We start from the raw sequence: 13,709 nt of genomic DNA on the forward strand, positions 1-13,709 counted from the left end.
TCTCCGAGATCCTCGGCACCGGCATGCTCGTCCTGCTCGGTACCGGAGTCGTGGCGAACGTGGTCCTGCCGAAGAACAAGGGGTTCAACGGCGGGTGGCTGCTCATCAACTTCGGATGGGGGCTCGCGGTGTTCGCCGGCGTGTACGTGGCGTTCAAGTCCGGCGCCCACCTGAACCCGGCCGTGACCCTCGGGCTGCTCGCGGCCGACTCGCCGTTCGCCACCCTCACCGGGCCGGAGGGCATGGTCACCGCCACCATCGAACCGACCGTCAGCAACGCGGCCTGGTACATCCTCGCCCAGCTCATCGGGGCACTCCTCGGCGCCGTGCTGTGCTTCCTGGCCTACAAGAAGCACTTCGACGAGGACGCCGACGGCGCCACCAAGCTCGCCGTCTTCTCGACCGGCCCGGCGATCCGCAGCTACGCGTGGAACTTCATCACCGAGGTCATCGGCACGTTCGTGCTGGTGTTCGTCATCCTCGTGTTCGGCAAGACCCCCGCAGGTCTCGGCCCGCTCGCCGTCGCGCTCCTCGTGGTCGGCATCGGCGCCAGCCTCGGTGGCCCGACCGGGTACGCCATCAACCCTGCCCGTGACCTCGGCCCGCGTATCGCGCACGCCCTGCTGCCGATCCGCGGCAAGGGGTCCAGCGACTGGGCGTACTCCTGGGTCCCGGTCCTCGGCCCGATCGTCGGCGGCGTGCTCGCCGGCCTCGCGGGTGCCGCGTACGTCTGACCGGTGGCTGCGGCGCCACACCCCCACACCCTCTGAGGAACGAGTGAGAGCACATGTCTGACACCCAGTACGTCCTGGCGATCGACCAGGGCACGACCAGCACCCGCGCGATCGTCTTCGACCACGGCGGGCAGATCGTGTCGGTCGGCCAGAAGGAGCACGAGCAGATCTTCCCGAGGCCCGGCTGGGTCGAGCACAACGCGACGGAGATCTGGGACAACACGCGCGCCGTCGTCGCCCTGGCGCTGGCCAACGCGAACATCACGCACCGTGACGTCGCCGCGGTCGGCATCACCAACCAGCGGGAGACCGCCGTGGTGTGGGACCGCACGACCGGTGTGCCGGTGTACAACGCGATCGTCTGGCAGGACACCCGCACGCAGAAGATCGCCGAGGACCTCGGGGCGCTCGGCGGCGGCGCGGACCGGTACAAGGACCGGGTCGGCCTGCCGCTGGCCACGTACTTCTCCGGCCCCAAGATCCGCTGGATCCTCGACAACGTCGAGGGCGCCCGGGAGAAGGCGGAGCGCGGCGACCTGGCGTTCGGCAACACCGACGCGTGGGTGCTGTGGAACATGACCGGCGGCGTCAACGGCGGCGTGCACGTCACCGACGTCACCAACGCCTCGCGCACGATGCTGATGAACCTCGACTCGCTCTCCTGGAACGAGGAGATCGCCGCCGAGATGGGCATCCCGCTGTCGATGCTCCCGGAGATCCGCTCGTCGTCCGAGGTGTACGGCGAGGGCCGCACGGGCGGTCTGCTGCCGGGCGTGCCGATCGCGGGCATCCTCGGCGACCAGCAGGCGGCCACGTTCGGCCAGGCGTGCTTCGAGGTCGGCACGGCCAAGAACACGTACGGCACGGGCAACTTCATGCTGCTCAACACCGGCACGTCGCCGGTGCCGTCCAAGAACGGCCTGCTGACCACGGTCTGCTACAAGATCGGCTCGCAGCCGGCCGTGTACGCGCTCGAGGGGTCGATCGCGGTGACCGGGTCGCTCGTGCAGTGGCTGCGCGACAACCTCGGGCTCATCTCGTCGGCACCGGAGATCGAGGCGCTCGCCAGCACGGTCGACGACAACGGCGGTGCGTACTTCGTGCCGGCGTTCTCGGGCCTGTTCGCCCCGTACTGGCGCTCGGACGCGCGCGGTGCGCTGGTCGGGCTCACCCGGTACGTCACCAAGGCGCACATCGCCCGGGCCGCGCTGGAGGCCACGGCCTTCCAGACGCGCGAGGTGCTCGACGCGATGAACGCCGACTCCGGTGTGGACCTGACCGAGCTGAAGGTCGACGGCGGCATGGTGCAGGACGAGCTGCTCATGCAGTTCCAGGCCGACATCCTCGGCGTGCCCGTCATCCGCCCGAAGGTCGCCGAGACGACGGCCCTGGGTGCGGCGTACGCAGCGGGCATCGCGGTGGGCTTCTGGTCGGGCGAGCAGGACGTCATCGACAACTGGGCCGAGGACAAGCGCTGGGACCCGGACATCGACGACTCCGAGCGGGACCGTCAGTACCGGTTGTGGAAGAAGGCCGTGACACGCACGTTCGACTGGGTCGACGAGGACGTGCACTGACCTCCGTCACGGAACGCGGATGACGTGCGAGGGCCCCGGGGAGATCGACTCCCCGGGGCCCTCGCCCTGTCAGATGCCGACGACCGTGCTCCGCCGCTCCAGCAGCACCACGTCGCGCCACTGCCCGATCCGCGGGCCGTGGCCCATGAGCCCCAGCCCGCGCCGCACGCCGACGTCGGCGAACCCGGCCGAGCGGTGCAGCGCGAGGCTGGCCGTGTTCTCCGGGAAGATGCCCGCCTGGATCGTCCACACCCCGCCGGCCTCGGTCGAGGCGACGAACGCGTCGAGCAGCGCACGCCCGACCCCACGCCCGCGGGCGGCCGCGGCCACGTAGACGGACACCTCGACGACACCGGAGTAGACGCAGCGGCCGGAGACGGGACTGGCGGCGACCCAGCCGAGCACGTCACCGGTCGCGGCGTCGAGCGCGACGAACCGGTGGTCGGCGAGATGGCCGGCGTCCCAGTCGGGCCACGGCGCGGGTGCCTGCTCGAACGTGGCGTCGCCGGTGGCGATGCCCTCGGCCTGCACGGCGCGGACCCGCTCCCCGTGCTCGGCGAGCATCGGGGTCACCACGAGCGTGGTCGGCGTGCCGGTGGGGGCGCTCATGCCTCGCGTCCCATCCGGAACACGTCGGACAGGGCGTCCATGCAGCGGGGGACGACGGCGTAGTACGCCCAGACGCCGCGCTTCTCGCGGGTGACGATCCCGGCGTCCATCAGCACCTTGAGGTGGTGCGAGACGGTCGGCTGGCTGAGGTCGACGGCGTCGACGAGGTCGCACACGCAGGCCTCGCCGCCCTCCTCCGCGCACATCAGGGAGATCAGGCGCAGGCGGGTCGGCTCGGCGACGGCCTTGAGCACGCGGGCCAGGACGACGGCGTCGTCGTGGTCGAGGGCTGCGCGGGCGAGCGGTGCGCAGCACAGCCCGTCGGGGGCGCCCTGCGGGACGGCGGACACGTCGGTCAGCGGCAACGGGACGGCCGGGGACGCGGCCAGGGTGGTCGGGCTCATGGGCACACGCTAGCCCCGGACATCGACCCGTGTCGATATTGACACCGGTCGATGTGGACCTTCACGATAGAGACATTGACGCTCGTCAATATCGCATCGCGACCAGGAGGACCCCATGAGCACGCAGGACCAGCCCGACGCCGTGCGCACCGCCGTCCGCGAGCACTACGGCGCCGCGGCCCGCGAGGTGCTGACCAGCGGCACCGCCACGTGCTGCGCGCCTGCCGCCGACGCGACCGACGCCGCCTGCTGCGGACCGGACACCACGGAGGTCTACGACACGCGGTTCGGCGCCGCGCTCTACGAGGCCGACGCCACCGGCGTGCTGCCCCGCGAGGCCGTGCTCGCCTCGCTCGGCTGCGGCAACCCCACCGCGGTCGCCGCCCTGCACCCCGGCGAACGCGTGCTCGACCTCGGGTCCGGCGGCGGCATCGACGTGCTGCTCTCCGCCCGCCGCGTCGGCCCCACCGGGCACGCCATCGGGGTCGACATGACACCGGAGATGCTCGAGCTGGCCCGCGCCAACGCCGAGCGGGCCGGGCTGGACAACGTCGAGTTCCGGGCCGGCACCATCGAGGACCTGCCGCTGGACGACGCCAGCGTCGACGTCGTCATCTCCAACTGCGTCGTCAACCTCTCCCCCGACAAGCCGGCCGTGCTCCGCGAGGCCTTCCGCGTCCTCGCACCCGGCGGCCGGGTCGGCATCAGCGACATCGTCGCCGAGGACCGGCTCAGCCCCGCCGACCGCGCCGAGCGGGGCGACCACGTCGGCTGCATCGCCGGGGCGCTGAGCCGCACCGAGTACCTCGACCTGCTCACCGCCGCAGGGTTCGAGCGGCCCACGGTCGAGTTCACGCACGAGGTGGCCGACGGTCTGCACGGCGCGATCGTCCGCGCGCACAAGGCCGGCTGACGTCGCACGGCGGTGCGTCAGCGGAAGCCCGCACCGCCGTTCACGTCGAGCACCGTGCCCGTGATGAACGAGGCGGCCTCGGACGCCAGGAACACCACGGCCGCGGCCACGTCGGACCCCGCGCCGGCACGGGCCAACGGTGTCGAGGCGACCGCAGCCCGCTGCGACGGCTCCGGCGTGTGCCGCGCATGGAACGCCGTCCCACCCACGAACCCCGGCGCCACCGTGTTGACGGTGATGCGACGCGGGGCGAGCTCGCGCGCGAGCGCCCGGCCGAAGCCCTCCAGCCCGGCCTTCGCCGCCGTGTACGCGACCATGCCCGTCCCGCCGCCGCTCGCCGCCGCCTGCGCACCGATGCTGACGATCCGGCTGCCGTCCGGCATGAACGGCAGCGTGGCACGCGCGGCGTAGAACGCCGACGAGAGGTTGAGGTCCACGACCTCGTGCCACAGCGCGTCGTCGCAGTCCTGCACGGCCTTGCGCGCGACGATGCCGCCGACGTTGTTCACCAGGACGTCCACCCCGCCGAACACCTCGGCCGTGCCGCGCGCCGCCTTCTCGAGCTCCCACGAGAGCCGGGCGTCGATGCGGACGGCGATCGCGTGACGACCCAGGGCGTCAACCTCGTCGATCACCGGCTGCGGGTCGTGCTCGAGGTACGTGAACGCCACGTCCGCCCCGGCGGCCGCGAGCGCGAGCACCACCGACCGCCCGATCCCCGACGCCCCACCGGTCACCAGCGCCGACCGCCCCGCCAGAGCCCCGTCCACAGATCCACCTCTCGTGCCGGGCCGCCTGGGCGCGCTCCGCGTCATGCCGGGTCCGACGTGTCCGTTGTGTCCGTTTCCCGGGTCGTGAGCGCACGCTAGACGACCGCGACGACCGGGGTCCAGACACTGGGCCGGACGGGTGAGCGTGGACGCTCGTCTGCGTCCGTACGGGTGACCCTGTGCACGACGGCGGCGGCGTGGGCGGGGGCACGTAGGGTGTGCGCGTGAGCGACGGGTGGGACGACGGCTGGCCTCTGGACGACGAACCTCCGTTCGACCCCGAGTACGACTCGCTCCCGCCCGACCCTGACGACGCCGCCTGGGCCGCCGCGCCCCGGGGCGAGTCCGCGACGACCGCCGTGCGCGTCCGTCCCGACGGCCCGCGCGCCGCCTCCGAGGCGTTCGCCGGTCGCACCCCGCTCGAGGTGCTGCGCGAGGTCTGGGGCTACGACGCGTTCCGTGGCGAGCAGGCCGACATCATCGACACGGTCGTGGCCGGCGGCGACGCCCTGGTGCTCATGCCCACCGGCGGCGGCAAGTCCCTGTGCTACCAGGTCCCCGCCCTGGTGAGGCCCGGCACGGGCGTCGTCGTCTCCCCGCTCATCGCCCTCATGCAGGACCAGGTCGACGCCCTGTCCGCGCTCGGCGTGCGCGCCGGGTTCCTCAACTCCACGCAGGAGCGTGCCGACCGGACCCGTGTCGAGCAGGCGTTCCTGGCCGGCGAGCTCGACCTGCTGTACCTGGCGCCCGAGCGGCTGCGCGTGCCGGAGACCCTGGAGCTGCTGGACCGCGGCACCGTCGCACTGTTCGCCATCGACGAGGCCCACTGCGTGTCCCAGTGGGGGCACGACTTCCGGCCCGACTACCTGGCCCTGTCGTTGCTGCACGAACGCTGGCCCGACGTGCCGCGGATCGCGCTGACCGCCACGGCCACCGAGGTCACGCACGCGGAGATCGCCACCCGCCTGCAGCTGAACGACGCCCGGCACTTCGTCGCGAGCTTCGACCGGCCGAACATCCGGTACCGGATCGTGCCGAAGGACAACCCGCGCGCCCAGCTGCTGCACCTGCTGCGCACCGAGCACGACGGCGACGCCGGCATCGTCTACTGCCTCTCGCGGGCGTCCGTCGAGCAGACCGCCGAGTACCTGGTCGGCCAGGGCATCGCCGCCCTGCCGTACCACGCAGGTCTGGACCGCCGGGTGCGGGCCGCGAACCAGTCGCGGTTCCTGCGCGAGGACGGCATCGTCATGGTCGCGACCATCGCGTTCGGCATGGGTATCGACAAGCCCGACGTGCGGTTCGTCGCGCACCTCGACCTGCCCAAGTCCGTGGAGGGGTACTACCAGGAGACGGGCCGCGCCGGGCGCGACGGTCTGCCGTCGACCGCGTGGCTCGCCTACGGGCTGGCGGACGTGGTGCAGCAGCGGCGGATGATCGACACCTCCGAGGGCGACGCCGCGCACCGCCGCCGGCTCACGCAGCACCTCGACGCCATGCTCGCCCTGTGCGAGACGGTCTCCTGCCGGCGGGTGCAGCTGCTCAACTACTTCGGCCAGGCCGGTTCCGCGGCGTGCGGCAACTGCGACACGTGCCTGAACCCGCCGCAGACCTGGGACGGCACCGTTCCCGCGCAGAAGCTGCTGTCCACGGTCGTGCGGCTCGAGCAGCGCGGGCAGCGGTACGGCGTGGGGCACCTGGTCGACATCCTGCGCGGCAAGACCACGCCCCGGGTCACCCAGCTCGGCCACGGGGAGCTGTCGACGTTCGGCGTCGGGGCGGACCTGTCCGACGGCGAGTGGCGCGGTGTCGTCCGCCAGCTGCTCGCCCAGGAGCTGCTGGCCGTCGACACCGACGGCTACGGCACCCTGCGTCTGAGCCCCGGTTCGGCCGACGTGCTGCGTGGCGAGCGTCCCGTACCGCTGCGGCGCGAGGTGGCGTCCGCGGGCGGCCGGACCCGGTCCGAGCGGGCCGGTCGAGGGGGGTCGACGTCACGGTCGGCCGCCGCGGCCGACCTCACCGGCCCGGACGCGGAGCTGTTCGAGCGCCTGCGGGCATGGCGTGCGGCGACGGCCCGCGAGCAGGGCGTCCCCGCCTACGTCGTGTTCCACGACGCGACGTTGCGGGCCGTCGTCGAGAGCCGCCCGTCGAACTTGGAGGCCCTCGGGTCGATCAGCGGCGTCGGCGCGACCAAGCTCGAGCGGTACGGCGCCGGGCTGCTGTCCGCGCTCGAGGGCACCGCCGCCGACCAGCTGCTCGACGAGGTCGCCGAACCCGCCTGACGTCCTGCCCCGGTCCACGGGCGGGACGGGGATCGGTGGCGGCAGTCCTAGACGGCCGCCGCGTCTGCCCGGGCGAGGGCCTCGTCGAGCACGCGCAGGAATCCCGGGCGGTCGTCCCGGTGCACGTTGTGCCCCGTGGCGGCCAGCGCGACGTGCGTGAGCAACCCGCCCTCGTCCCGACCCGCGCGGCCGAGCGCCGCCGTGGCGGTCGCCACCATGGCCTCGTCGACGATCGCGCCCGCGGACCGGTCGCCCGTCACGAGCGTCACGGGGATGCGCGCCTCGGCGACCCCGGCCAGCGCCGCCGGCCAGTCACGTTCGCCCCACACGTGCGGGACCCGCGTGATCTCCAGGTCGAGGGCCTTCTTGGACGCCGCCCACGGCGCGTGCTCGTCGTCCGGCCACCCGGGGTTCTCTGTCCGCGACCAGGCCTCCAGCCCCGCCTGGGGTGCCGCCTCGAACGTGCCCGCGAAGCTGCGCAGCCAGGCCGGCGCCGCCCCGTCGTCCGCGGGGTCGTCACCCATCCAGGCCGGGTCGACGAGCACGAGCGCCGCGACCAGCTCGGGGGCGATCAGGGCCACCTCCTCGGCGGTCACTCCACCCATGGAATGCCCGACGACCACCGCGGGACGACTGAGCGTCGCGGCGATCGTCGCGGCGGCGTCGGCCGCCAACGTGCCGATCGTCAGGGCCGTGCGGCCCTCCCCCGTGCGCCCCCCGTGCCACAGCGCCGAGGGCGTCACCACGTGCCGCCCGTGACCTGCGGCCTGCAGGTGCGCGACGACCCCGGGCCAGCAGCCGCCGTCGTCCGTGATGCCGTGCAGCAGCACCACGGGCACAGGGGCGGCGTCGACGCCCACCACGACCTGGTCGCTCACGGGGTCAGCGCCCCGTGCCGTCGACGGCGAACGGCTCGATCGCGGCGATCTCCTCGTCGGTCAGCGGCGGGGCCGACAGGGCCGCGACGTTGTCCTCGAGCTGCTCCACGGAGCTGGCCCCGATGAGCGCCGACGTGACGCGCTCGTCACGCAGCACCCACGACAACGCCAGCTGCGCGAGCGTCTGACCGCGCCCCTCGGCGATCGCGTTCAGCCCGCGCGCCCGCTCCAGGTACGTCTCCGACAGGGCCGTCGGCTTGAGGAAGTGCCCCACCGATGCCCGCGAGCCGGCCGGGACCTCACCCGACAGGTAGCGGCCGGTGAGCAGCCCCTGGGCCAGCGGCGAGAACACGATCGTGCCGATGCCCAGGTCGCCGACCACGTCGAGCAGGCACTCGGTCTGCCCCTTGGCCACGTTCTCGACGTGCCGGTTGAACATCGAGTACGACGGCTGGTGGATCAGCAGCGGCGTGCCCAGGTCCGCCAGCACCTGGTGCGCGCGCCGCGTCTGCTCCGGGGTGTAGTTCGAGATGCCCGCGTACAGCGCCTTGCCGCTGGTCACCGCCGTGTGCAGCGCACCCATCGTCTCCTCGATCGGCACCGACGGGTCGGGCCGGTGGGAGTAGAAGACGTCGACGTACTCCAAACCCGTGCGCGTCAGCGACTGGTCGAGCGAGGCCAGCAGGTACTTGCGCGAACCCCCGTCCCCGTACGGCCCCGACCACATGTCGTAGCCGGCCTTCGAGGAGATGACCAGCTCGTCGCGGTACGGGCGGAAGTCCTTGGCCAGGTGCCGCCCGAAGTTCTCCTCGGCGGAGCCGTACGGCGGGCCGTAGTTGTTCGCCAGGTCCATGTGCGTGATACCCAGGTCGAACGCCCGGCGCAGCACCGCCCGCTGCCGGTCGAACGGGGTCGTGTCCCCGAAGTTGTGCCACAGCCCGAGCGACAGCGCCGGCAGGTCCAGCCCGCTGCGTCCCGTGCGGCGGTAGGTCATCGTGTCGTAGCGCGCGTCGTCGGCGCGGTACAGCGGCTCGGTCGGCATCGGTGGCGTCCTCTCGTTGCTGCGGTGCACGACAACGCTAGTCCGTCGCGGCAGTCCCACCCGACGGCGAAATCCCCTCGCGACCACCCGCCGACCGGAGGACCCTCGACGCGTGCCACTCTCGTCCCGGCTCCCCCTCACCACCCGCCGCCTGGTGCTGCGCCCGTTCCGCGCCACCGACGGTCCCGCCCTGCACAGCATGCTCTCCCGGCCCGAGGCCGTGCGCTTCGAGCCGTACGGCGTGCTCGGCCCCGTCGAGGCCGACCGGCTCGCCGCCGAACGCACGCAGGACGACCGGTTCCTCGCCGTCACGCTCACCGACGGCACCTTCGTCGGCAACCTCTACGTCGCCCCCGACGGCCCACCGCACTGGCGCACCTGGCAGGTCGGCTACGTGTTCCACCCCGGCCACTGGGGCCACGGCTACGCCACCGAGGCCGTCACCGCCCTGATCGACGAGCTCGTGCTCGACGGCGCCCACCGTGTCGTCGCCCGCTGCGACCCTCGCAACACCCGCTCCTGGTCGCTGCTCGACCGCGTCGGCCTGCGCCGTGAGGCCCACCACCGGCAGGCCGCGAGCTTCGAGGACGACGAGCACGGACATCCCGTCTGGCACGACACCTTCCAGTACGCCGTGCTGGCCGAGGAGTGGCGGGCGCGCACGAGCTGAGGCCGTCAGTACGCACCCGGCTGCGGCGTCAGGTGCGTTCGCGCCGGTACAGCGAGTGGGACCACGCGTAGCCGAGGGCCGCGATCAGCGCACTCCAGCCGAGGGCCTGGAAGGTCGTCGAGGCGGTCAGGGCCGTTCCGGCGAGAAGGTCACGGGTGGTCTCGATGATCGGGGTGAACGGCTGGTACTCGGCGAACCACCGCACGGCCGCCGGCATGGTCTCCACCGGCACGAACCCGCTGCCGAAGAAGGGCAGCACGGTGAGGAGCATCGGGGTGTTCGATGCGGTCTCGACCGACTTGGCGGCCAGGCCGAGGGCCACGCACAGCCAGCTGAAGGCGAAGGTCACCAGGGTGAGCAGCCCCGCGAGCACCAACCAGCCGGCGACCGCGGCAGCGGGGCGGAACCCGAGGGCCATGGCCAGGCCGAGCACCACCGCGACGGCGATGAGCCCCTGGATGACGGTGCCCAGCACCGGCCCGCCGAGCACGGAGCCCGACGAGATGGCCATGGTCTTGAAGCGGGCCATGATGCCGCCCTTGGCGTCCATGGCGGCGGAGATCGCCACGCTCTGCGCGGCACCCACCACGGCGAACAGCAGGATCGCCGGGGTGATGTAGTCGAGGTACGCCGAGCGGCCTGCCGCGCCGGGCGCGACGCCCGGTGCCACACCGGCACCGAACGCGCCGCCGAAGACGAACACGAAGAGCAGCAGCAGGGCCACCGGGATGGCGATCGTGAAGCTGGTCAGGCCCGGGTAGCGAACCGCGCGCAGCAGGTTGCGGCGCAGCATGGTCAGGGTGTCGGCCAGCGGTCGGGCGCCGGCGGTGGGGGCGATCGTCGCGGTGGTCATCGTGCGACCTCCTTCGTGGTCTGGTCGGTGCCGGCGGACTGGTCAGCCCCGGAGGGTTCCGTGAGGCGCAGGAACACGTCGTCGAGCGACCCGGCGTCGTGCGCGGACTTCAGCTCGGCGGGGGTCCCCTCGCCGACGATGCGTCCGCGGTCGAGCACGGCGACGCGGTCGGCCAGCTGGTCGGCCTCCTCGAGGTACTGGGTGGTGAGCAGGATCGTGGTGCCGGAGGCGGCGAGGCCACGGACCTCGTCCCACAGGGTGCGGCGGCTGCGCGGGTCCAGGCCTGTGGTCGGCTCGTCGAGGAACACCACGGCCGGGGATCCGACCAGGGTCATCGCCAGGTCGAGCTTGCGGCGCATGCCGCCCGACCAGGTGGACACCGGCTTGCGGGCGGCCTCCGTGAGCCCGAACTGCGCCAGCAGCGCGTCGGTCCGCTCGCGCCCCTCCCGCCTGCCCAGGTGGTGCAGCGAGGCCATGAGCCGCAGGTTCTCGACGCCGGTGAGCAGGTCGTCCACGGCCGACACCTGACCGGTGACACCGATCGAGGCACGCACCTTCTGGGGGTGCTCGACGACGTCGTACCCGGCGACGCGGGCGGTGCCGCCGTCGAGGGAGAGCAGCGTGGACAGGATGCCCACGGTGGTGGTCTTGCCGGCGCCGTTCGGGCCGAGCAGGGCGGTGATGGTGCCGGCACGGACGGCCAGGTCAACGCCGTCGAGCACGCTCTGGTCACCGTAGGACTTGCGCAGGCCGCGGACGTCGACGGCGAGCTCGTCGGACATGGTGGTTCTCCTCATGGTCGGGTCTCCTCGGTGGTGCTCCTTGCCGTGGTGCTCGTCCGGGCGGGTGCTCGGCGCAGGCCGCCTCAGGGGCGGCGCACGATGACGTCGCCGTAGCCGGAGCTGGCGCGGATCTCGGCGGCGGCCTCGTCCTCGACGGGTCCGGTGGTGGGGGTCAGGTGGTTGCGGACGGTGCCGTGCTCGGAGGTGATGTCGAGCCACGCGGCCGTGCCCTCGGGGACGCCGACCTCGATGGAGCCGTACGACGTGGCGAGGGTCGCGCTGCCGGACTCGACGGAGGTGACGGTGATGCCGGCGTGGGCGGCCTTGGCGGTGAGGGTGCCGCGGACGGCACCGACCGTGATCTCGGCGTGCGCGCCCACGACCTCCAGCGACCCGGTGACCGTTCCGACGGTCGTGGTGCCGTTCGCGGCGCGGATCGTGCCGTCGCCGGCGACCTCGGCCACGCGCACGGAGCCGGCGCTCGCCTTGACGTGCAGCGACCCGGTGACCCGGCCGATCACGACGGACCCGGCCGAGACCTTCAGGTCGACCCGGTCGGCGTCGTCGAGGCGTGCGTCGCCGCTGCCGAGGGTGAGGTCGACCGTGCCGAGCCGCCCTTCGGCGTGCAGCGCCCCGGCCTTGCCTCGGACGTCGGAACCTGCGGGCAGCTCGATGGTGACGTTCGCCCCGCCGGCGGCGAACGGCAGGACCCACTGCTTCCAGGCGGCCGGGTAGGTGATCGACACGGTGTCGCCGTCACGGTCGACGCGTGTCTCGGCGGCGGCGCGCACGGAGCCCGACTTGGTCGGGTCGGCGGGGAGGACGGTGACGACGACGTCGTCGCGGTCGCCGGCGACGACGCTCAGGGAGCCGAACGGCACGTCGACGACGACCGGGACGGGTGCGGGGGCGGGAAACGTGGGCATGGCTGTCTCCTGGGGGTACGGGTGCTGCGAGCTTGGACGAGTGGTGCGGACCGTGCGGCTGGACGGCCCGGTGGCGTGGTGTCAGCGCACCCAGCCGGTGTGCCGGTGGGTGCCGCCCTGCTCGGACGGGGACGGCGCTGCGGGCCGGCCGGTGCTCTGCTCGAGCGCTGCGGCGACCGCGCGGACGAGCCAGGTGTTGACCGAGATGCCGTGGCGGGCGGCGGCGACCTCGACCTGCGTCTTGAGGTGGTCGGGCAGTCGCAGGGTGGTGCGGGTGGTGGTGCCCGCGTCCGCGTCGGCGTCCGGTGCGGCCGGCAGGTCGACCGGGGGCAGAGCGGCTGCGGTGGGGGCCGTCGGCATGAGTGGCTCGGCGGCGGACGGCGCCGGTGCTGCGACGACGAACTCCGGCGAGCCGCCGCGCAGCCGCACGTCCACCCAGCCGGGTGCGAGCTCGGCCGAGATCTCGCCGGCGGCGGCGGACAGCGCGTCGAGCAGGACGAGGCGGATGGCGGCGTCGAGCGGTGCGGTCAGCCGCTGCACGAGCTGCCGGGCGTCCCCGCCGGCGACATCGGCCGCGGTGGCCAGTCGGTCCTGGAGGTCGTCGACGTAGTGCGTGAGTTCCATGACGTCATGGTGACACCATTGGTGGTGTCACCGCAACACCATCGATGGTGTCAATCTCGCCGGACCCGCGGCCGGTGCGATCATCAGGTGTGCTGCACGTCGTCTTCTACGAGCCCCGGATCCCGGGCAACACCGGCAACGCGATCCGCATGGTCTCCGGCACCGGCGCGACGCTGCACCTGATCGAGCCGCTCGGGTTCGACATGTCCGAGGCGAAGCTGCGGCGGGCCGGGCTGGACTACCACGACCTCGCGCACGTGCAGGTGCACGCCTCGTTCGACGACTTCCTGGCACGGGTGCCGGACTCACGGGTCCTGGCATTCACGACCCAGGCGGAGTCGTGGCACACGACCGTGGACTGGGTCGACGGCGACGTGCTGCTCTTCGGCCCGGAGCCGACCGGCCTGCCACCCGAGGCGCTGGCCCACCCGCGCATCACGGGTCAGGTGCGGATCCCGATGCTGCCGGGGCGCCGATCCATGAACCTGTCGAACGCCGCCGCGGTGGCGACCTACGAGGCATGGCGACACCTGGGCTTCCTCGGCGGCGCCTGAGCCGCCAGCCGCCCCTGCCCTGACTCCCCCGCCGACACGGCGGGACCTCGGGCGAGCGGGCGATGACGAGAGCCCCGCGCGGGCTGTACAC

Annotated in this window: 15 protein-coding genes; 6 read left to right on the forward strand and 9 right to left on the reverse strand. The window is 72.9% G+C overall.

What is annotated here, in order from left to right; all coding sequences use genetic code 11:
* Positions 1 to 23 precede the first annotated feature (23 nt).
* Complete coding sequence (locus tag ACTHAM_RS16110; protein WP_440689329.1) at positions 24 to 734, forward strand: MIP/aquaporin family protein; 711 nt, start codon at positions 24 to 26, stop codon at positions 732 to 734.
* 53 nt (positions 735 to 787) lie between these two features.
* The gene (gene glpK / locus ACTHAM_RS16115) at positions 788 to 2,311 is read left to right on the forward strand and encodes a glycerol kinase GlpK (RefSeq protein ID WP_440689299.1); all 1,524 of its coding nucleotides are present in this window, start codon (positions 788 to 790) and stop codon (positions 2,309 to 2,311) included.
* A 69-nt stretch (positions 2,312 to 2,380) separates the two neighbouring features.
* Here glpK and ACTHAM_RS16120 read toward each other — a convergent pair whose 3' ends face one another.
* Together ACTHAM_RS16120 and ACTHAM_RS16125 are read right to left on the reverse strand one after the other, a co-directional pair.
* Positions 2,381 to 2,920 carry an N-acetyltransferase family protein gene (locus ACTHAM_RS16120; RefSeq protein WP_440689301.1) on the reverse strand — a complete coding sequence of 180 codons (540 nt, stop codon included), beginning with the start codon at positions 2,918 to 2,920 and terminating at the stop codon, positions 2,381 to 2,383.
* The gene (locus tag ACTHAM_RS16125; protein ID WP_440689303.1) at positions 2,917 to 3,324 is read right to left on the reverse strand and encodes an ArsR/SmtB family transcription factor; all 408 of its coding nucleotides are present in this window, start codon (positions 3,322 to 3,324) and stop codon (positions 2,917 to 2,919) included. The genes ACTHAM_RS16120 and ACTHAM_RS16125 overlap by 4 nt, the downstream gene beginning before the upstream one ends.
* A gap of 115 nt (positions 3,325 to 3,439) precedes the next feature.
* Between ACTHAM_RS16125 and arsM the strand changes: the two genes are divergently transcribed.
* Positions 3,440 to 4,237: an arsenite methyltransferase gene (gene arsM / locus ACTHAM_RS16130; RefSeq protein WP_440689305.1), complete on the forward strand. Its 798-nt coding sequence runs from the start codon at positions 3,440 to 3,442 to the stop codon at positions 4,235 to 4,237.
* 17 nt (positions 4,238 to 4,254) lie between these two features.
* On the opposite strand, the gene ACTHAM_RS16135 is transcribed toward arsM, so the two are convergent.
* Positions 4,255 to 5,007 (reverse strand): SDR family NAD(P)-dependent oxidoreductase, encoded by a 753-nt coding sequence (locus ACTHAM_RS16135; protein WP_440689307.1) that lies wholly within the window; start codon positions 5,005 to 5,007, stop codon positions 4,255 to 4,257.
* Between the two features lie 218 nt (positions 5,008 to 5,225).
* Between ACTHAM_RS16135 and recQ the strand changes: the two genes are divergently transcribed.
* Positions 5,226 to 7,289, forward strand: a complete 2,064-nt coding sequence (recQ, locus tag ACTHAM_RS16140) for a DNA helicase RecQ (protein ID WP_440689309.1) — start codon at positions 5,226 to 5,228, stop codon at positions 7,287 to 7,289.
* Positions 7,290 to 7,336: 47 nt separating this feature from the next.
* Here the strand turns inward: recQ and ACTHAM_RS16145 are convergent, their stop codons facing one another.
* Together ACTHAM_RS16145 and mgrA are read right to left on the reverse strand one after the other, a co-directional pair.
* Positions 7,337 to 8,167, reverse strand: coding sequence for an alpha/beta fold hydrolase (locus ACTHAM_RS16145; protein ID WP_440689311.1), 831 nt, complete (start codon positions 8,165 to 8,167; stop codon positions 7,337 to 7,339).
* 4 nt (positions 8,168 to 8,171) lie between these two features.
* Positions 8,172 to 9,209: an L-glyceraldehyde 3-phosphate reductase gene (gene mgrA, locus ACTHAM_RS16150; RefSeq protein ID WP_440689313.1), complete on the reverse strand. Its 1,038-nt coding sequence runs from the start codon at positions 9,207 to 9,209 to the stop codon at positions 8,172 to 8,174.
* 112 nt (positions 9,210 to 9,321) lie between these two features.
* On the opposite strand from mgrA, the gene ACTHAM_RS16155 reads away from it, so the two are divergent.
* Entirely contained in the window at positions 9,322 to 9,879 is a 558-nt protein-coding gene (locus ACTHAM_RS16155) for a GNAT family N-acetyltransferase (RefSeq protein ID WP_440689315.1), read from the forward strand.
* Positions 9,880 to 9,907: 28 nt separating this feature from the next.
* On the opposite strand, the gene ACTHAM_RS16160 is transcribed toward ACTHAM_RS16155, so the two are convergent.
* From ACTHAM_RS16160 to ACTHAM_RS16175, 4 genes are all read right to left on the reverse strand, one after another.
* Positions 9,908 to 10,732 (reverse strand): ABC transporter permease, encoded by an 825-nt coding sequence (locus ACTHAM_RS16160; protein ID WP_440689317.1) that lies wholly within the window; start codon positions 10,730 to 10,732, stop codon positions 9,908 to 9,910.
* Complete coding sequence (locus ACTHAM_RS16165; protein ID WP_440689319.1) at positions 10,729 to 11,529, reverse strand: ABC transporter ATP-binding protein; 801 nt, start codon at positions 11,527 to 11,529, stop codon at positions 10,729 to 10,731. Before ACTHAM_RS16165 ends, ACTHAM_RS16160 begins: the two co-directional genes overlap by 4 nt.
* A 68-nt stretch (positions 11,530 to 11,597) precedes the next feature.
* Positions 11,598 to 12,440: a DUF4097 family beta strand repeat-containing protein gene (locus ACTHAM_RS16170; RefSeq protein WP_440689321.1), complete on the reverse strand. Its 843-nt coding sequence runs from the start codon at positions 12,438 to 12,440 to the stop codon at positions 11,598 to 11,600.
* Between the two features lie 81 nt (positions 12,441 to 12,521).
* Entirely contained in the window at positions 12,522 to 13,064 is a 543-nt protein-coding gene (locus tag ACTHAM_RS16175) for a toxin-antitoxin system HicB family antitoxin (protein ID WP_440689323.1), read from the reverse strand.
* 89 nt (positions 13,065 to 13,153) lie between these two features.
* On the opposite strand from ACTHAM_RS16175, the gene ACTHAM_RS16180 reads away from it, so the two are divergent.
* Positions 13,154 to 13,618: a tRNA (cytidine(34)-2'-O)-methyltransferase gene (locus tag ACTHAM_RS16180; RefSeq protein WP_440689325.1), complete on the forward strand. Its 465-nt coding sequence runs from the start codon at positions 13,154 to 13,156 to the stop codon at positions 13,616 to 13,618.
* The last annotated feature ends 91 nt before the right edge of the window (positions 13,619 to 13,709 follow it).

The sequence above is a fragment of the Cellulomonas soli genome (assembly GCF_052036975.1).
Lineage (GTDB): Bacteria > Actinomycetota > Actinomycetes > Actinomycetales > Cellulomonadaceae > Cellulomonas > Cellulomonas soli_A.